The sequence below is a fragment of the Chryseobacterium sp. NRRL B-14798 genome, assembly GCF_050470705.1.
Lineage (GTDB): Bacteria > Bacteroidota > Bacteroidia > Flavobacteriales > Weeksellaceae > Chryseobacterium > Chryseobacterium cupriresistens.
This window is the reverse complement of the sequence record NZ_JBFLUL010000005.1, coordinates 1,110,177-1,127,942: the sequence shown is the minus strand read 5'-3', so window position 1 is coordinate 1,127,942 and position 17,766 is coordinate 1,110,177. Positions and strand designations below refer to the sequence as shown.

Sequence of the window (17,766 nt, the reverse complement as noted above, 5' to 3'; positions counted from 1 at the left end):
ATATTTATCACTGGATTTAAATCCCTGTGATGGTAAGTTTTAAAGCTAAAAGTTACCATGCAAGACATAAAAAAATCTCTCCTTTCCGGAGAGATTTTATCTTTAGTTTTCATTCAGTATATCGAGAATAATCTGACACCCTTCTCTTATTTCATCCAGAGATAATGTAAGAGGCGGAGAGATTCTCAGGTATTCATTTCTGTACAGCTGCCAGAAAACAATAAGCCCTTTATCCATGCATTTTTTAGCTACTTCCAGTGTGTATTCAGGAGTTCCTAAGTTCACGGCAAGCATCAGCCCTTTACCGTTGATATTTTTGATTTTAGGATGAACCAAAAGTTCTCTGAACAATTTCTCTTTTTCCTCTACTTCATTCATTAAGCCGCTTTCCAGCACTTCTTTCAATGTTGCATAACTTGCAGCCGCAATCAACGGGTTTCCTCCAAAAGTAGTAATGTGACCCAATTTAGGAGAATGTGAAAGCGTTTCCATGATTTCTCTGGAACTCATAAAAGCTCCTACAGGAACACCGCCTCCCATTCCTTTACCCATGACAAGAATATCAGGAACGATACCAAAGTGCTCGAAAGAGAATAACTTCCCTGTTCTTCCAAATCCCGGCTGTATTTCGTCTAAAATTAAAAGCGCTCCTACTTCTTCACATCTTCTCTTCAGTTTGATCAGGTAATCGTTATCCGGTACCAAAAATCCTGCTGCTCCCTGAATGGTTTCAAGGATAACACAAGCCGTCTTTTCTGTAATTTTATCGAAGTCTTCTTCATTGTTAAATTCAATAAAAGAAACCATCGGTAATAAAGGACGGAATTCTCTCTTGTGAGTTTCATTTCCTGAAACACTCAAAGCGCCGTGGGTATTTCCATGGTAAGAGTTTTTAAAGGAAACAATTTCTTCTCTTCCGGTGTATCTTTTGGCTAATTTTAAGCTTCCGTCAATGGCTTCCGCACCGCTATTCACAAGGTATGTAACTTCCAGGGGATCAGGAGTAGCTTCAGCAAGCAATCTGCATAGTGCTACAGGCTTTTCCTGTGCATATTCGCCATACACCATTACGTGTAGGTATTTATCCGTCTGCTCTTTGATAGCATCCACAACTTTAGGATGTGAATGTCCCAGCGTATTGGCAGAAACTCCTGCTACAAAGTCAAGATATCTTTTTCCGTCTGTACCGTAAATATAGCTTCCTATTGCTTTCTCTACTTCAAAACCTGCAGCAAATTTTGTGGTTTGAGCCTGATATGTAAAAAAATCTTTATGCATTTCCATTGTCTCCAAAAATTTCAGCAAAGCTATAAAAGATTCATTAAACGTTAAAATTAATCCACAAAAAAGACCAGCACTTTACTGGTCTTTCTGTTATTTTCTGGTACGTTTAGGTTTTTTAGCTTCTTCTTTGGCCTTTTCATCATCTATGGCTTTCTGTGCTTTATCGAAGAGCTCATTATCTGCTGTATATTGTATTTCTTCGTTATTCGGAGTGTCTACAAGGATGTCCTGCCATTTCCGGATCCTGTCTTTGGTATTCCAGTTAAAATCCGGGAACTTTCTTTTTGACGGCTCTATCATACTCATCGGATAGGTATCGGAAACAGCTCCGATACTGCAGGAAATAATCTGTAATGCTCTTTCTTCAAACAATGCTCCGATAATTCCGCAGGTAGACAAGGTAATCCCTATTCTTTCCGGTTTTTTGGTTTCCTGATCGGTATCATCAACATAGACGATAGATTGGGCGTTTCCAACTACTCTTGCTTCTTTAATAGCATTTTTCTCATAGTACACCGTCATGAATTTCCCTTTCACCTGATTGAACTCATCTTTCAGGTTCAGGGAGTCTACTTTACTGATGGCAAAGGCATTTCCAATTACTTTTAAGGAATCAATATCTTCCGTTTTGGTATTGAAGTAGGCTTCTACTTTATCTCCGGTTACCTGCTTTTCACCGCTCCAAAGAATCGGGTTGGTATACATATGCATGATTCCGTCTGTTTCGTTGAAAGCAATGGAATCTGCTCTTCCCTGTGCATTGGATTTATAAATACGGGCTTTTTTGAAGGCTCTAAGATAGCTTTTCTTCACTTTGATATCCAGTGAGTCCGGTCTTTGATAAGAGATAATTTTTTCTGCAGCGAAATAAATGGAGTCTTTTTCCATCACTTTTACAGCATACGGACTTTTGGTCATCATTGCAGAGTCTTTTTTCTCAAAAATTTCTCCGTATCCTCCTTTTATGTATCTTCTTTCTTTAGGATCATCCAGGGTTACATTGCCTGTTGCTTTACCAAACCCTGAAATCTGATTGTAGTACATATCAGCACCGGTAAGGATTTTTTCATTGTAAAATATCCTTGAGTTTTTGGTTAAATACGCCTCCTTGGAATCCATTTTATAGGTTCCTCTTTCCGTATAGATTCTGTTTCGTGGATTGGTTTTGCTGGTAATGGTTGTAGGACCATTAAAATCGGCAATTTTTGTGTTTTGATTCTGCTTGATATTTGGACCTTCTATAGTATACTGAGGGGTTTCAATCTTTACATTTCCTGTAAGGTCAACTACTCTTGTATTGAGAAAATAAGTTCCTACTTTAGCATAGGTAACATTCTGGCCATCCGAGATCGTTCCTCCTGTATTAAAATACGCTTGATTAGCCAGCCTGTCATAATACAGAATATCTGTTTTTATGGTCTGTTTAGGATCCGTCAGGACCACATTTTTTCGGGCAACACCTTTCTGGGTATTGGCATCATATTCCATTTCTCCTGCTGTGATTACAGAGCCGTCTGTATTTTGAAGTCTTGTATTACCTATTGCTTTTACAAAGTTTTCTTCATTATACAGAACTACTTCATCTGCAGTAAGAATGGATCCCTGATGTTCTATCTGAACATGACCGGTAAAATATTGATTCCCGTCGTATTTTTCAGGATCTTTCTTGATTTCGTCTGCGTGGATGATCTTTACTTTATCTTCAGGTCTCACCTGTTGAGGCTGAGTGGGTGAAGGAGCCTGCAGATAAGGATCTCTCTTCACAGGAGTTTTATCCTGCGCAAAGTTGAGCGTAGAAATAAAGAGTAACAGAAAAAGGGCTATTCTCATTAATTAGTCATTCTTAGTGCCATAGAAATATAGCGAATGAGAATCAATTTTTACGCCAAATGCTTCTTCAATGGCTTCTTTGATTCCTTGGATTCTTGGGTCACAGAATTCAATAATTTCCTCAATCTCTTTATCAGAGTCTTTTTTGTAGATCACCAGGTGATCATGCTGTTTGTCAAAATAAGACTTTTCATAAGACGAAGAAGTCAATGTCTTTTCTCCGAACTGATGCTTACGGATTAAACCTGCATCAAGGAAAATTTCAATCGTGTTGTAAATCGTTGCTTTGGAAACGTGATATTTCTTCTGCATCATCAGAAGATACAGATCATCAACATTGAAGTGATGATCCATATTATAAATTTCTTCCAATATCGTATATCTTTCAGGTGTGTTTCTGAACCCTTTTTCTAATAAGTAGTTTCTCAAAACATCCTTGATCAAAGCTATATTTTTTTCTTTTTGTATTGTATCCATTAAAAAAATTATCTACAAATTTATTGAATTTTATTTAAATAGATAGTATGGTTAATACAGGTGGCTACGAGTTGTGACGGAAATACCCGGACTGCTCGATCTTATTGTCATAAACTGTTAATTCTGTGATCGGTGCAGATTCCACTTCAACATTGTGCGAAGATACTCCCCAGGCCTTAAAGTCGTCACTTCCGATATACTTCACAAAGTTGTAAATGTTAAGAGTAATCTTTTGTTTAACCGTTAAAAGGATATCGTTGATATAGGTGTTATCTATGATGACATATTTAAGATCCGGCGGTATATCATGAGCTCTTAAAGATGGATGGCTGCTTCTTGAAGGAATGGTTCCGTCCGCCATTAAGTCTTTAAGAACCATATTGAAATAATCGTTGATTCTTCGGTCTACTTTAAATCCTAAAAGGAAATTGATCTTATAGACGGTTCCCGGAAGAATCTCGTCTACAGTATATCTGAAAGTATAGGGATCTTCCTGATTGACAATACTCAGGATAAAATAATGATCTGCTCTTTTCGGCTGTTTTTTGATGATGGAATAGATAATTTTGGATTCCACTTCATCATTTCTTTTTGCCCTGCTCAGGTAAGCAAGATTGGTAGCATATTTCGGAATGGTTTCGTCCAGCTTCATGTCTTTAAGGATAGACACATATTTTTCTATTTTCACAAACTGGATAAATCTTGTTTTGATCAGTCTTCCGTTGTACCATGCATACATAGAAACTCCGATAGAACCTGCCAATACAACGGTAATCCATCCACCTTCCATAAATTTGATGATGTTGGCACTGAAGAATCCTAATTCGATAGCCATGTAAACCATTGCGAAAACCAGAATCAGAACCTTGCTTACTCTATGCTTCAGCAGCCAGAATACTAATAAAACGGTGGTCATCAACATCGTTACGGTAATGGAAAGTCCATAAGCGGCTTCCATTTTTCCTGATTCTTTGAAATGCAGAACGACAATGATACACAGGATAAGAAGTCCCCAGTTGATTCTTGGAATATACATCTGTCCTTTTACTCCGGAAGGGTAATCAATTTTCTGATTCGGCCAAAGGTTAAGAGACATTGCTTCTGAGAATATGGTGAACGAACCTGTAATCAATGCCTGGCTGGCAATAATTGCAGCGGCTGTTGCTAAAATTACTCCCGGGATGATCATCCATTCTTCCATGATTCCAAAGAAAGGATTCACTACAGAAAATCCTGGTTTGTTATAATTGGTTAAAAGCCAAGCTCCCTGTCCAAGATAATTAAGAATAAGCATAATTTTAACGAATGCCCAGCTTACTCTGATGTTTTTGGCACCACAGTGCCCTAAATCGGAATATAATGCTTCTGCTCCGGTTGTACAAAGGAAAACAGCTCCTAAAATAACAATGGCACTCGGAGAGTTCACAATAAGCTTATAAGCGTAATAAGGATTGAAAGATCTTAAAATCTCAAAGTTTTCACTTAAATGCATTACTCCCAGACCTCCTAATACAAGGAACCAAACCACCATTACCGGGCCAAAAAACTTTCCGATAAAGCTGGTCCCGAACTGCTGTACGACAAAAATGGCAATCAGAATTCCGATGGTGATTGGAACAACAGGAGTATGGGGATTATAAATTTCAAGACCTTCAATAGCTGACATTACCGTCAGTGATGGGGTAATTACTCCGTCTGCAATAAGTGCCGCAGCACCAATAATTGCAATGAGGTACAGCCATCCTTTTTTAAGGTTTCTTACCAGTGAAAACAAGGCAAGAATACCTCCTTCACCTTTGTTGTCTGCTCTCAAAGCAATGATCACATATTTGATTGTGGTCTGCAGGGTAAGGGTCCAGATAATACATGAAAGAGCTCCTTCTATGTATTCATTGAAAGGCATATTGCTCCCCTGGGATCTTGCATTCACAATTGCTTTCATTACGTAAAGCGGAGAGGTACCAATATCTCCAAAAACAATTCCTAGAGACACTAAAACTCCTATGAAGGAAAGTTTCTTTATGTCGAAGTGGTAGCCATCTTCTGTAACTTCTGCCATATCAGCTTAATTTATTTTAAAGGCGCAAATTTATACTAATTTTATGATGTCAAGAATTTTTCTTCATGAATATAATAAATGAAAAAACTTCCTTTCGGAAGTTTTTTTCTATAACTATTTTACGTACATCGCTTTTTTGATCTCCTCTTTTACTTTTTCAAGTTTTGGGAACCATTCTGCAAATAATGCTGCAGAGTAAGGTGCAGGTGCATCAGGAGTAGTAATTCTCTTGATAGGAGCATCCAAATAATCAAATGCTTTTTGCTGTACCATATAAGTAATTTCTGAAGATACTGATCCGAATGGCCAGGCTTCTTCTAAAATAACCAGTCTGTTTGTTTTCTTTACAGATTCTAAAATTGTATCGAAGTCAAGAGGACGAACAGTTCTAAGGTCGATAACTTCTACAGAGATTCCTTCTTTAGCCATATCTTCTGCTGCCTGTAAAGCCAGTTTCATGATCTTTCCGAAAGAAACCAGAGTAACGTCTGTACCTTGTCTCTTGATATCTGCTTTTCCTATTGGTAAGTAGTATTCTTCTTCAGGAATTTCCATTTTATCTCCATACATCTGCTCAGATTCCATGAAAATAACAGGGTCATTATCCTGGATCGCTGTTTTTAACAATCCTTTTGCGTCATAAGGGTTAGAAGGTACCACCACTTTAAGTCCAGGGCAGTTGGCAAACCAGTTTTCAAATGCCTGAGAGTGAGTAGCTCCTAATTGTCCTGCAGAAGCAGTAGGCCCACGGAAAACAATTGGACAATTCCACTGTCCGCCACTCATCTGACGGATTTTCGCTGCGTTATTGATAATCTGATCAATTCCTACCAATGAGAAATTGAATGTCATAAATTCTACGATGGGTCTGTTTCCATTCATTGCAGCTCCCACAGAGATTCCTGTAAATCCAAGTTCTGCAATCGGTGTGTCAATTATTCTTTTTGGACCAAATTCATCCAGCATTCCTTTTGAAGCCTTATATGCACCATTATATTCTGCAACTTCCTCCCCCATCAGGTAGATGGATTCGTCTTTACGCATTTCCTCGCTCATTGCCTGTGCAATTACCTCACGAAAAGTATATTCTGCCATATTTTCTTGAAAAATTTAGACTACAAAAGTAGTGTTTTTTTATTATACACATCATAAAAACGCTCTTCATTTCCATGAGAAGTCATAATATTAACTGTATTTAAAATAAATTTTTCTTCCTGATGTCCCGTTCTTGTGGATTTTCCAGCTTCCTGAGAATTTTTGTTCATAAAAAATGACATCTCATTTCTGAAATGTCATCTAAAATTCTATTTAAACTTAAATTAATTAGCTTTCTCCCAAACCTGGGTTCTTCCTAATAAAGATAATCCTAAGTAACCTCTTACGTTCAGTTTATCACCGCTTCTTGTAATGGTACATTTATATGTTTTTCCTGTTTTAGGATCAGTGATGGTTCCTCCTGTGAATTCATCGCCGTCTTTTTTCAGTCCCCTGATGATTTCCAATCCTAAAATTGGTTTTCCTTTTCTGTCATCTTTACAAGCCGTACAGTTTGATTCAGCTGGTTTTATCAATAACTGAGAAACTTTCCCATAGTATTTTCCGTCTGATTTTTTGTACACTTCAACAATAGATTTTGCCTGTTTTGTCTCATCATCTATCGTCTTCCACTTACCTTCTATCTGTGCAAATGTAAGTACACCACATAAAGAAAGTGCGAACGTTAACAATATTTTTTTCATATTTCTTATAGTTTTAATTTTAATACAATATTCTTATCTACGTATTGATAAAAATATAAATTAATTTTCAACGAACAAAAACTTTTATTATACAAAGCATAAAGAGGATATAAAAAGTAAAATCGCTAAAATGCGAAAAAGCTAAATTTCAATCGGCCTGTTGATGTTTTCGCAATTTTACAGATTTACCTTTTTGCCATTTCGCCCTAATACAGTTTCCTGTTAATCACTCTGTCCATGTAATCCTGATACCACGCTTTTGCTGTTTTCTTTCCCTGCTCTACTTCCGGATTTTTAACCTCATTAACCAGATTCTTTTCAAGGCCCAGATCAGATTTATCATATACCCCTACTATTTCTTTTCCGTCAAAACGATAAATATAATTTCCGATCATGAACTGCTCCATACTTCCGTCAGAATTCACAACAATGAAAGGATATTCCTTATCGCTCACCAGACTTCTTCCCCAGCTTCTGATAGGCTTGTTATATCCTATAAGGTCAGCCAGTGTAGGATATATATCTGCCTGCTGTGCAATTTCCTGGCTGACTCCTTTAAGCTGGTATTCAGGATTCGGAGAATAGAAAATCAACGGAACAGCATAACGGTTCATCGCTTTTTCATATTCCGGATAATAGACCTGGTTGGTATGATCTCCCGTGAAAACAAAGATCGTATTATTGAACCAAGGCTGTTTTTTAGCTGTTTCAAAATATTTCTTTATTGCATAATCCGTATACTGTATCGGTTCATGCATTTCTATTTTTCCCTTTTTAAATTTTCCGTTGTATTTTTCAGGAATTTTAAAAGGGTGATGTGATGAAGCCGTAAACACAGTAGTCATAAAAGGCTGTTTCTTTCCTACATTTTTTGCAAAATACTGAAGGAAAGGTTCATCCCAGACCGCCCACATCCCGTCGAAATCTTCATCGTGGTTATACTCTGTTTTCCCGAAATAATGCTTAAATCCTAATATATTTCCGAAACCAAGAAATCCCATAGAACCATTTGGCGCTCCATGATAGAACGAAGTGTCATAGCCAAGGTCATTACATACAGAAACAATAGACTGGATTTTCTGATTGGAATAAGGTGATCCCGTAAATGCATCCGTAAGACTCGGAATTCCTGCCAATACGCTGCTCATCCCATGAATTGATTGTCTGCCGTTTGCAAAAGTATTCGGAAAAATAAGACTCTGGGTTGCCAGACTGTCCATGAACGGAGTATAAGAAACGTAATCTTTAATATTTTTATCTTTATTAAATGCCCCGGAATATTCTCTCCCGAAAGATTCTACGATGAAAATAACAATATTCGGACGGTTCTCTACTTTTCTGTCGTACACTTTATAAGGCTGTACATACTCTTCTATATCTTTTTCGCTCACAAAATGAACTTCCTTGAAATTATTGGTATTTAAAGTCCTGAAAAAGGAGAATGTACTGTTGAGCACCATATTACCCTGCAGAGGATTGGTTACAAAACGGGTTGCATCCACCATATTAATCGGTCTGGTACTGTGTTTAAAATCTCCTCTGATTCCTCCCACAACCAGCACCGCTGTGATACATAAAGTAATAATGGAAGTAATAAAATAAGGTAGTAATTTCAAAGGTTTCACCTCTTCTACTTTCACCTTTTTATAAAGGAAAACCCATAAGATCATCAGGATCATATACCATATCAGTACGAAAGGATGTTGTCCGATAGAAATCATCAGTACCTTAGAAACATTGGATTCGTGCTCAGCTACCTGAAATACTGCTGAAGTAAGCCTTGCCTGTGAAAATTTATAGTAAATAAAATCTCCGAAGTTCATGGCATAAGCAATCCCGTTAGTAATAAAATACAGCCAAAAAAGAACTTTCTGGAAAGTTTTCTTTGTGTTGATGACCAATGGCAGTAAACTAAGCAATATAAACAGTGCATTAACATACAAAATGGCTGTGGTATCAAAAGCAGTACCATGGAAAGCCAGCTTTATATATTCTGAAACGGAGTCTACTTTAATCAGATCTTTATTGAAATACCAGAATAAAAGTCTGGCAATCTGATAAAAAACATAGGCCAGAAAAATCCTGTAAACCAATGCCAGAACTTCCTGTTTTCTAAATCCTTTTAAAAATTTCATGGGGCAAATTTACATCAAAATCATTTTAATGCGTTTTTTAGTTCATATTATTTTGAGTTAGAATTTTTAAAAACTGTAATTTTGTGTTTATGGATTTTATAAAGAATAATCTGGCCAATGCTTTAACCCTGGCTAATTTATTTGCAGGCTGTGTAGGTGCAATACATTTAATTTTAGGAGATTATCAGACAACGGCAATCTGCCTTATTCTCTCTTCGGTTTTCGATTTTTTTGACGGCTTTGTAGCCAGAGCTTTAAAATCAAACTCCAATCTTGGCCTTCAGTTGGACTCGCTTGCGGATATGGTAAGCTTTGGAGTGATCCCAGGACTTACGATGTATAAAGCCCTTGAACCTTTTGGAGCTGAGCTTTTGGGAATGCATTTCCCATTTGAGATCAAGTATCTGGGACTCATTGTCACAGTATTTTCCTGCCTGAGGCTTGCCATTTTTAATTTGGATGAAGAGCAGCGTTATTATTTCAAAGGATTGAATACACCTACCAATACCGTTTTACTGTTCGGTCTTTATTATGCCTTTAAAGAAACCGGAAATTTCAGCTTTTTATTTGATCATGAATTGCTATTAATCCTGCTTACTCTTCTTACTTCATGGCTTCTGATCAGCCCGATCAGGATGATGGCTATGAAATTCAAATCAAAACAATTAAAAGATAACTATCCAAAAATTATATTACTGGCAGGAGGAATTGCCATTCTTTCGATATTCCAGATTGTAGGAATTCCTATGCTTGTTATTTATTATATGCTGGTATCTCTCATTTTTCAGGGACAGCTAAAATAATTATTAAAATAAAACACATTTCAAATTATTAATCATTGACATGAATTTAAAACTCCATAAACCGCTTTGTATTTTTGACCTGGAAACCACAGGAACCAATATCGGAAAAGACAGAATTGTTGAAATATGTATTTTAAAAGTAAACCCGGATGCCTCCAGAGAGAGCAAAACATGGCGTGTAAATCCTGAAATGCCGATTCCAAAAGAATGCAGTGAAATCCACGGGATCTATGATGAAGATGTAAAAGATGCTCCTACTTTCAGGGATATTGCCGCTAAAATTATGGAAATGATTTCAGGAAGTGACCTGGGAGGATTCAATTCCAACAGGTTTGATGTTCCGCTTTTGGCTGAAGAGCTTTTAAGAGTAGGAATGGATTTTGATCTGAGTAAATTCAGACTGGTCGATGCACAGACTATTTTCCATAAAAAAGAACCTAGAAATTTAGGTGCAGCTTACCAGTTCTACTGTGGAAAAACATTGGAAAATGCCCACTCTGCAGAGGCTGATGTAATGGCAACGTTTGAAGTTCTTGACGCTCAGGTTGGAAAATATGATGATATTCCGAATGAAATAGCACCGTTAAGTGAATTTACATTCCATAATAAAAATGCAGACCTTGCCGGATTTATCGGATATAATGAAAAAATGGAAGAAGTTTTCAACTTTGGAAAATATAAAGGACAAGGCGTGAAAGCGGTATTCCAAAAAGACTTAGGATATTTCGGGTGGCTTCAGAACGCTGACTTTCCGTTGTATACCAAAAAGATTTTTACAAAAATTCAATTATCAAGCAGGTTTTAAAAATGTCTGATCTGATTCGTTTTAAATTTTATGAAACTGCCCTTGAAGCTAACAGGGACAAACAGATATTGGCTGAAAACGGTATCAACAGTTTCATTGCGAATGAGCAGCTCATCCAGTCGGATTGGCTTCTGTCTCAGGCGGTAGGCGGCATACAGCTTCAGGTATTTGAAGATGATATGGAAAAGGCCCGGCAGATCCTGCAGGACTATAAAGACAATGAACAATACTCGCTGGAAGTAGAACATACCATTGAAGATCCCGAGTTTGATTTTGTCTGCCCGAAATGTGGTTCCAATCATATTTACAGAGATGACAGTGCTACCAGTTTCTTTGGAATTTCTTTTCTGACGAGCCACAAATTCAAATGTTATTATTGCGGGAATGAGTTTACCCACTAATTTATTCAGGAATCAATAGTTTTAAACGATCTAAAAGATTGCTTCGTCCCTCGCAATGACGGGGTTAAAAAAAATATAAAAAAAGAGTTATGAAAATAATCTGCATAGGAAGAAACTACAGTGAACACGCGAAAGAATTGGGAAATGAAATTCCTGAGAATCCTGTTATCTTTATGAAACCGGATACGGCAGTTCTAAAGGGAAATGATTTCTACATCCCTGAATTCTCCAATGATATTCACTACGAGCTTGAAGTGGTATTAAAAATTTCAAAGGGAGGAAAATATATTCAGAAAGAAACAGCGCACAAGCATTATGAAGAAATTGGTCTTGGAATCGATTTTACAGCCAGAGATCTTCAGAGCGAACTGAAATCAAAAGGGCTTCCATGGGAGCTTGCCAAAGGTTTTGACGGCTCTGCTGTGGTAAGCTGTTTCTTCAAAAAAGAGAACTTCAGTCTTGAAAACCTTCAGTTTTCGTTATTAAAAAATAAAGAAAAAGTACAGGATGGCAATACGAAAGATATGATGTTCAATTTTGATGATATTGTAGCTTTTGCTTCTCAGTATTTTACGTTAAGGGTAGGTGATCTTATTTTCACAGGAACTCCAAAAGGGGTTGGCAAAGTAGAAGAAAATGATATTCTGGAAGCTTATCTTCAGGAGGAAAAAATCCTTGATATCCGAATATTATAAGTATTTAATATTAAAGTCTGACAAATTTTTCCTATCTTTAGGTAACAAAATTAGAGGTTATGATAAATATTGTATTACCCGTAGATTTTGGGGACAAGACAGACCAATTGGTAGACGGTGCCATAAAATTTGCAAAACAGCTTAACGGCAGAATTTACCTGATCCACGTAGCACCATCAGATATCGGCTTTGCTATTGGTGACATGGGATTTCAATATTTTCCGGAAGTGGAAGCCAACGAAATCAGAGAAGAGCTGGTACAGCTTAATAAAATTGAGCAAAGAATCATCAGCCATGATATTGATTGTGAACACCTTTTAAAACAGGGGCTTGCAAAAGATATTATTCTGGAACATGCAAAAGCCAAAAATGCTGATTATATTGTGATGGGATCACACGGCAGAAGCGGAATTTATGATGTATTCGTGGGAAGCTTAACCAAAGGAATAACGAAAAGTTCAAGTATTCCTGTTCTGGTACTTCCGATTCACGACTAAGAAAAAGAAAATTTTAATCGTTAGTAATAAAAAAACCGATCAAACCCTATTGTTTGATCGGTTTTTTACTATATAACCAATTAATTAACCTTCTTTTTTATAGATATTCGGATCGTAGTAAGGGTGCTTACCTTCCGTTGGAGAATAATAGTCTTTATCTTTATCGCCACCTAGTGTAACCACCAGTACGTAGCACCAATAAGTGAATAGTACACAGCAAACTATAAATAGAATCCAGTTTAAAACATTACCGAAAGCATCAAAGAAACCGAAAGACCATTTGAAAACTTTGCTTAAGAATAGAAAGAAAGACGTCATTATTTTCCTTTTTTAAATTAACTTTGTACAAATTTATAAAAAATGTTTAAATTACTTTCAAAAGAAAGCAATATTTTTTCAATTCCTGTTTATATTGGTTTTCTTCTTTTAGTAGTCATAATATTTAACATACTGAATTTCAATACTTACGAAGCCATAGTTGCCGGAATAACTTTTCTGGGAATTGCTTTGGGATATTTTTGTTTTCACAGTGTTGCCCTTAATTATCAGACCCATCTGCCCTTATTTTTATACACCTTTTTTATTTTCGGGCTGTATCCCGGAAATCTGGATATAGGAATTGCAGTTTCTCTGCTTACCAACTCTTTCCTTATCCTGCTTCTGACGAGTGCAGATGAAGATATCAGGAAAAAATCATATGTATTGGTAGGATCTATTGTAGCCCTGAACTTTATTTTTCTTCCTACCACCTGGCCAATGGCTGTTTTTGTGATCATTCACGTGATTGCCACTTCTGCCAAAATAGGGTTGAATCTTTTCAGATTCCTTCTGGGAATTGTTCTGATTGCATTCAGTTATTTTTCTGTCATGTATTTCGTTCAGTTCACTTCATGGAATATCGATTATTTTCCGTTTGGAAAAATGAAACCGGTAACAGATTACACGGAACTTCTTCCGCTGATTCCTGTGGTTCTGATGCTTATTTATGCTGTGTACGACCATTTTAAAAATTACAACAAGAAAAGTCCGATAAGCAGATATAAATACACTTTCCTGCTGGTCTTTTCTGTAGCACAGCTCGTTACTATCATTCTATATATGAATAAAAGCTATGAATATCTGCTGCTCCTGGCATTTCCTTCAAGTATTATTCTGAGCAGAATGATGAGATTTTTACCTAAATACTGGATGCGTGAAGCCAGTGTATGGCTTATTATTATTAGTTTACTGACCTTCAAAGCGGGTACAGTTTTTGATTTATTTTAGAAAATTATGATTCAGATAGACGATAAATTGATTTCTGAGGAAATTTTTTCCGAAGAATTTGTTTGCAACCTTACGAAATGTAAAGGTGCATGTTGTGTGGAAGGAGATGTGGGAGCTCCGTTGGATAAAGACGAGCTTGAAATATTGGACAGTATTTTTGACAAAATAAAACCTTACCTTACTCAGGAAGGTATTAAAGCCCTTGAAGAACAGGGAACATGGACTACTGATCCACACGACGGAATGTATGTTACTCCAATGGTGGAGAACCGCGAGTGTGCCTATGTAACCTTTGATGAAAAAGGTATTACTAAATGTGGTATTGAGAAAGCATATGAAGATGGTGCAGTAGACTGGCAGAAACCTATTTCATGCCATCTTTACCCAATCCGTGTTACGGAATACTCTTCATTTACCGCATTGAATTATCATGAGTGGAATGTATGCAGCGATGCCTGTACGCTTGGAAAAGAACTTCAGGTTCCTGTGTATAAGTTTTTAAAAACTCCACTGACGAGAAAGTATGGTGAGGAATTTTATACTGTTCTGAGCGAAGCTGCTGAAGAATGGAAAAAAGAGTATGGTTCTTAACCGATACACATTCGAATGAAATAATAAAAACCGCAGATCTCTCCGCGGTTTTTATTTTTGTTATCAATAAAGATGAATTAGTTCGTTGTACTTCCTTTTTGGGTTTCATTTTTTTTAGCATTCTCCCAACCGTCTTCAGGCATAAGTATGGCTACATTTTTTTCTTTTGTCAGATATTTCCTGGCAACATCCTGAAGGTCTTTTACCGTAAGTCCTTTTACTTTATCCGGGTAATTCAGAATATTATATTGATCACTTCCGTCTAATTGATTTTGAGCAATTCCCTGTAACCAGAATCCATTGTCTTTAAGACTTGTTTTATATTCATTGTATTCTCCTTCTTTGTATTTATCGAGATCTTTTTGTTCAGGGCCCATGTCTATCAGTTTTTGTAATTCGGCTACTGCACTTTTTGTAAGCTGATCTACATTTTCAGGGCCACAAGGGAAATTAATGCTAAAATCATAGGCACTGTAAGGGATTTTACTGAAGCTTCCGCTTGCGCTTCCGCCGTAAATACCACTTTCGTCTTCTCTCAGTTTTTCAAGGACTTTAATCGTAGCGACCTCTCCAAGAGCTGAAAGTGCCATAGCTTCCTTCTCATTATAAGGCGCTTCTCCGCTGTAAGAAATTGTGACAAGGCTCTTCGGTTCTTTTCCTTTTTTATAAACCTTTGTATATCCTCCTTTCACTGGTCTGTAGCCTGTATCTTTAAATGTAGACGATTTTCCGGTAGCAGGAAGGGAAGCAATATACTGCAGGATCTCACTTTTAAGCTGTCCTTCATCTATATTCCCCACAAAATAGAAGTGGAAATTACCTGCATTGGCAAACTTATCTTTGTAAATATCATATGCTTTTTTATAATCTGTATTCGCCCAGTCTTTTTCGGTAGGTTCAAGGCCGGTAAATCTTGGATTCTTCTGATTGATAAATTTGGAATATTCACTGGAGAAATAGTATTCCGGATCAGAATCCACATTCGCCAGTATGGCAGATTTCTTTGTTTTATAGGTGTTGAATGATTCCGGGTTATAATTTAAGTCTGTAAAGCAGGCATAGATCAGTTCCATGGCAGTCTTCAGATCTTTTTTCGAACTTGTTCCTGAAATACCTTCTGTAAGACCACCGACATAAGAGCTTACACTCACCTGTTTTCCTGCAAGATAGTGAGCAAGATCTGTCTTTGAAAGCCCTGCTAATCCGGCTTCCAGTAAAGCATCAAATGCAAATTTTGTTTTATTGTAATCGGCATCCGGAATGACAGACAGTCCTCCCAGGCTTATTGCTGCAAAAACAATCTCATCATCCTTAAAATCTGTTTTCTTGAAAGTAACCTTAGCACCGTTGTTCAAAGTCCATGTGGTCGTTCCTAATTTGGCGTCTGCTTCTGTTTTAGTAATTTTCCCTTCGGATTTAAAAGGTTTTACTAAGCTTTCAGTTTTCTTTTTTTCTTCATAAGGTTTAAGATCAGCCACTTTTACAGCATCAAATGTCTTCAGAACCATCGCCTCTTTTGGCATGGTAATACCTTCCTTTTTTGGACCTGTAATAATAATGACCCTGCTGTCATTCTTTACCCGCTTTTTGATAATTTCATTGGTCTGTTCCAGCGCTATGGATGGAAGAACTTCTTTAATATGTTCATATCCCCAGGTAATTCCAGGTATTGGCTCCTGTCTCAGGAAATGGTTCACGTAGCCATCGATAAGTTCACCGCTTTGGTTTTTGTCTTTGTTGTTGTAAGCCCATTCATAAGAGGAAAGCATCCCGGCTTTTGCCCTGTCCAGTTCAGATTGGGTAAATCCGAATCTTTTGGCTCTTTCCACTTCTTCCAAAAGAACTTTCAACGCATTCAACTGGTCGCCGTCTTTTGTAGCTGCGGCACCCTGAAATGCTTCTTTGTTTCTTGCGTAAGTTCCTCCATGGTATACTGAACCATAAGTAAAAGGAGGATTTGGAGAATTAACCAGTTCTGCCAGTCTGCTGTTCAGCATAATATTTACAAGGCCTTCAACAATACTTCTATCATATTGCTGCACTGTTACATCCGGCTGGTACACTTCAGAATCTTTGATAATGAACTGCACTCCTGAAGCCGTAGCATCAGGATCAGTCTCAATAGCAACCAGTGCTTCTTTATGATTCGGAAGATCAAATGATTTTCTTTCTCTGGGTTTTGAAGGATTTTTATATTGGCTGAAGTTATTCCTGATCTTTTTCTCTATTTCATCCACATTGATATCTCCTACTACCACAATTGCCATCAGATCCGGACGGTACCAATCCTGATGGAACTTCCGGATAAGATCAGGTCTGAAGTTTTCCAGCACTTCTTTTTTACCGATAGGAAGTCTTTCTGCGTACTGAGATTGGTATAAAAGCTTTGGCAGGTATTTATCCATCATTCTCTTATCCGGTCCGAGACCTAATCTTAGCTCTTCCAGTACCACTCCTCTTTCTTTATTGATCTGTTCATCAGAAAGTGTTGCGTTAAATGCCCAGTCTTCCATTACTTTCAGACCGGCATCCAGATTTCCAGGTTTATCCAACGGGACAGGAAGCATGTAGACGGTTTCGTCAAAGCCGGTGTAAGCATTAAGGTGCTGCCCGAATTTTACCCCGATAGATTGTAAAAAGTCTACTAATTTATTGTCAGGAAAATTTTTGGTTCCGTTGAAGTTCATATGCTCCATAAAGTGGGCCAGTCCTCTCTGATTTTCGTCTTCAAGAATAGATCCGGCATTGATTGCCAGACGGAATTCTACTTTTTTTTCCGGTAAAACATTTTTTTTGATATAGTACTTCATTCCATTGGAAAGAGTACCGATTCTTACGGACGGATCCACAGGGATGTTTTGTCCATAGATATTGACAGACATCAGGAAGATGGCTGAAAACGAAGATAACATTCTTTTCATCTACATTATTTTTTGACCTTTCAAAAATATCAATTCTCCCAGTGACCGGGCTTTAGCAGAGGGTTAAATTCAAGTTAAAAAATTTAATTATTATAAAATGAAAGCAAATTGTTTCTTTTATATTACTTATATTGATTTTTAATTAAAAACATTCATTAATTATTTAAAATAGACTAATTAAAAATAATCTCATCTGATTCATTTTTCTTGAAATTACGGTTAACAGATCCATATATACTTCTTTTAAACCCAAAAAACCGTTG

At 37.1% G+C, this 17,766-nt stretch carries 17 protein-coding genes; 7 read left to right on the top strand and 10 right to left on the bottom strand.

The features are described 5' to 3' along the window. Window positions 1–102: 102 nt before the first annotated feature. From AB1278_RS05425 to AB1278_RS05390, 8 genes are all read right to left on the bottom strand, one after another. Complete coding sequence (locus AB1278_RS05425; RefSeq protein WP_202844141.1) at window positions 103–1,278, bottom strand: aspartate aminotransferase family protein; 1,176 nt, start codon at window positions 1,276–1,278, stop codon at window positions 103–105. A gap of 96 nt (window positions 1,279–1,374) precedes the next feature. Further along, window positions 1,375–3,114: an OstA-like protein gene (locus AB1278_RS05420; protein ID WP_429812887.1), complete on the bottom strand. Its 1,740-nt coding sequence runs from the start codon at window positions 3,112–3,114 to the stop codon at window positions 1,375–1,377. A 3-nt stretch (window positions 3,115–3,117) separates the two neighbouring features. Then, complete coding sequence (locus tag AB1278_RS05415) at window positions 3,118–3,591, bottom strand: Fur family transcriptional regulator (protein WP_002976876.1); 474 nt, start codon at window positions 3,589–3,591, stop codon at window positions 3,118–3,120. A gap of 64 nt (window positions 3,592–3,655) precedes the next feature. Further along, the gene (locus tag AB1278_RS05410; protein ID WP_330747536.1) at window positions 3,656–5,650 is read right to left on the bottom strand and encodes a KUP/HAK/KT family potassium transporter; all 1,995 of its coding nucleotides are present in this window, start codon (window positions 5,648–5,650) and stop codon (window positions 3,656–3,658) included. 114 nt (window positions 5,651–5,764) lie between these two features. After that, window positions 5,765–6,745 carry a pyruvate dehydrogenase complex E1 component subunit beta gene (locus tag AB1278_RS05405; RefSeq protein WP_110007971.1) on the bottom strand — a complete coding sequence of 327 codons (981 nt, stop codon included), beginning with the start codon at window positions 6,743–6,745 and terminating at the stop codon, window positions 5,765–5,767. Between the two features lie 20 nt (window positions 6,746–6,765). Continuing rightward, window positions 6,766–6,915, bottom strand: coding sequence for a hypothetical protein (locus tag AB1278_RS05400; RefSeq protein WP_202841134.1), 150 nt, complete (start codon window positions 6,913–6,915; stop codon window positions 6,766–6,768). Between the two features lie 54 nt (window positions 6,916–6,969). Beyond that, entirely contained in the window at window positions 6,970–7,389 is a 420-nt protein-coding gene (locus AB1278_RS05395) for a DUF2147 domain-containing protein (protein WP_110007974.1), read from the bottom strand. A gap of 206 nt (window positions 7,390–7,595) precedes the next feature. After that, the gene (locus AB1278_RS05390; RefSeq protein ID WP_429812881.1) at window positions 7,596–9,524 is read right to left on the bottom strand and encodes an LTA synthase family protein; all 1,929 of its coding nucleotides are present in this window, start codon (window positions 9,522–9,524) and stop codon (window positions 7,596–7,598) included. Between the two features lie 89 nt (window positions 9,525–9,613). Between AB1278_RS05390 and AB1278_RS05385 the strand changes: the two genes are divergently transcribed. The 5 genes from AB1278_RS05385 to AB1278_RS05365 all read left to right on the top strand — a co-directional run bounded on the left by AB1278_RS05385 (window position 9,614) and on the right by AB1278_RS05365 (window position 12,725). Next, complete coding sequence (locus AB1278_RS05385) at window positions 9,614–10,327, top strand: CDP-alcohol phosphatidyltransferase family protein (protein WP_202841138.1); 714 nt, start codon at window positions 9,614–9,616, stop codon at window positions 10,325–10,327. A 40-nt stretch (window positions 10,328–10,367) separates the two neighbouring features. Next, window positions 10,368–11,132, top strand: a complete 765-nt coding sequence (locus AB1278_RS05380) for a 3'-5' exonuclease (protein ID WP_131435691.1) — start codon at window positions 10,368–10,370, stop codon at window positions 11,130–11,132. Window positions 11,133–11,134: 2 nt separating this feature from the next. After that, window positions 11,135–11,533, top strand: a complete 399-nt coding sequence (locus AB1278_RS05375) for a DUF2007 domain-containing protein (protein ID WP_343644231.1) — start codon at window positions 11,135–11,137, stop codon at window positions 11,531–11,533. An 89-nt stretch (window positions 11,534–11,622) separates the two neighbouring features. After that, window positions 11,623–12,228 carry a fumarylacetoacetate hydrolase family protein gene (locus tag AB1278_RS05370; RefSeq protein ID WP_411413521.1) on the top strand — a complete coding sequence of 202 codons (606 nt, stop codon included), beginning with the start codon at window positions 11,623–11,625 and terminating at the stop codon, window positions 12,226–12,228. Between the two features lie 59 nt (window positions 12,229–12,287). Then, window positions 12,288–12,725 carry a universal stress protein gene (locus AB1278_RS05365; RefSeq protein ID WP_062673831.1) on the top strand — a complete coding sequence of 146 codons (438 nt, stop codon included), beginning with the start codon at window positions 12,288–12,290 and terminating at the stop codon, window positions 12,723–12,725. An 84-nt stretch (window positions 12,726–12,809) separates the two neighbouring features. Here AB1278_RS05365 and AB1278_RS05360 read toward each other — a convergent pair whose 3' ends face one another. Then, window positions 12,810–13,043, bottom strand: a complete 234-nt coding sequence (locus AB1278_RS05360; RefSeq protein ID WP_002976854.1) for a DUF6341 family protein — start codon at window positions 13,041–13,043, stop codon at window positions 12,810–12,812. 42 nt (window positions 13,044–13,085) lie between these two features. On the opposite strand from AB1278_RS05360, the gene AB1278_RS05355 reads away from it, so the two are divergent. Both AB1278_RS05355 and AB1278_RS05350 read left to right on the top strand, forming a co-directional pair. After that, the gene (locus AB1278_RS05355; protein WP_411413520.1) at window positions 13,086–13,991 is read left to right on the top strand and encodes a DUF6427 family protein; all 906 of its coding nucleotides are present in this window, start codon (window positions 13,086–13,088) and stop codon (window positions 13,989–13,991) included. 6 nt (window positions 13,992–13,997) lie between these two features. Further along, window positions 13,998–14,582 carry a DUF3109 family protein gene (locus AB1278_RS05350; protein WP_110007981.1) on the top strand — a complete coding sequence of 195 codons (585 nt, stop codon included), beginning with the start codon at window positions 13,998–14,000 and terminating at the stop codon, window positions 14,580–14,582. 77 nt (window positions 14,583–14,659) lie between these two features. Here AB1278_RS05350 and AB1278_RS05345 read toward each other — a convergent pair whose 3' ends face one another. Next, complete coding sequence (locus AB1278_RS05345) at window positions 14,660–17,503, bottom strand: M16 family metallopeptidase (protein ID WP_429812873.1); 2,844 nt, start codon at window positions 17,501–17,503, stop codon at window positions 14,660–14,662. Window positions 17,504–17,766: the final 263 nt, after the last annotated feature.

Bases quoted from the DNA above. Each gene is read 5' to 3' on its own strand.
- AB1278_RS05425 (WP_202844141.1), bottom strand. From the start codon at position 1,278: ATGCATAAAGATTTTTTTACATATCAGGCTCAAACCACAAAATTTGCT.
- AB1278_RS05420 (WP_429812887.1), bottom strand. From the start codon at position 3,114: ATGAGAATAGCCCTTTTTCTGTTACTCTTTATTTCTACGCTCAACTTT.
- AB1278_RS05415 (WP_002976876.1), bottom strand. From the start codon at position 3,591: ATGGATACAATACAAAAAGAAAAAAATATAGCTTTGATCAAGGATGTT.
- AB1278_RS05410 (WP_330747536.1), bottom strand. From the start codon at position 5,650: ATGGCAGAAGTTACAGAAGATGGCTACCACTTCGACATAAAGAAACTT.
- AB1278_RS05405 (WP_110007971.1), bottom strand. From the start codon at position 6,745: ATGGCAGAATATACTTTTCGTGAGGTAATTGCACAGGCAATGAGCGAG.
- AB1278_RS05400 (WP_202841134.1), bottom strand. From the start codon at position 6,915: ATGAACAAAAATTCTCAGGAAGCTGGAAAATCCACAAGAACGGGACAT.
- AB1278_RS05395 (WP_110007974.1), bottom strand. From the start codon at position 7,389: ATGAAAAAAATATTGTTAACGTTCGCACTTTCTTTATGTGGTGTACTT.
- AB1278_RS05390 (WP_429812881.1), bottom strand. From the start codon at position 9,524: ATGAAATTTTTAAAAGGATTTAGAAAACAGGAAGTTCTGGCATTGGTT.
- AB1278_RS05385 (WP_202841138.1), top strand. From the start codon at position 9,614: ATGGATTTTATAAAGAATAATCTGGCCAATGCTTTAACCCTGGCTAAT.
- AB1278_RS05380 (WP_131435691.1), top strand. From the start codon at position 10,368: ATGAATTTAAAACTCCATAAACCGCTTTGTATTTTTGACCTGGAAACC.
- AB1278_RS05375 (WP_343644231.1), top strand. From the start codon at position 11,135: ATGTCTGATCTGATTCGTTTTAAATTTTATGAAACTGCCCTTGAAGCT.
- AB1278_RS05370 (WP_411413521.1), top strand. From the start codon at position 11,623: ATGAAAATAATCTGCATAGGAAGAAACTACAGTGAACACGCGAAAGAA.
- AB1278_RS05365 (WP_062673831.1), top strand. From the start codon at position 12,288: ATGATAAATATTGTATTACCCGTAGATTTTGGGGACAAGACAGACCAA.
- AB1278_RS05360 (WP_002976854.1), bottom strand. From the start codon at position 13,043: ATGACGTCTTTCTTTCTATTCTTAAGCAAAGTTTTCAAATGGTCTTTC.
- AB1278_RS05355 (WP_411413520.1), top strand. From the start codon at position 13,086: ATGTTTAAATTACTTTCAAAAGAAAGCAATATTTTTTCAATTCCTGTT.
- AB1278_RS05350 (WP_110007981.1), top strand. From the start codon at position 13,998: ATGATTCAGATAGACGATAAATTGATTTCTGAGGAAATTTTTTCCGAA.
- AB1278_RS05345 (WP_429812873.1), bottom strand. From the start codon at position 17,503: ATGAAAAGAATGTTATCTTCGTTTTCAGCCATCTTCCTGATGTCTGTC.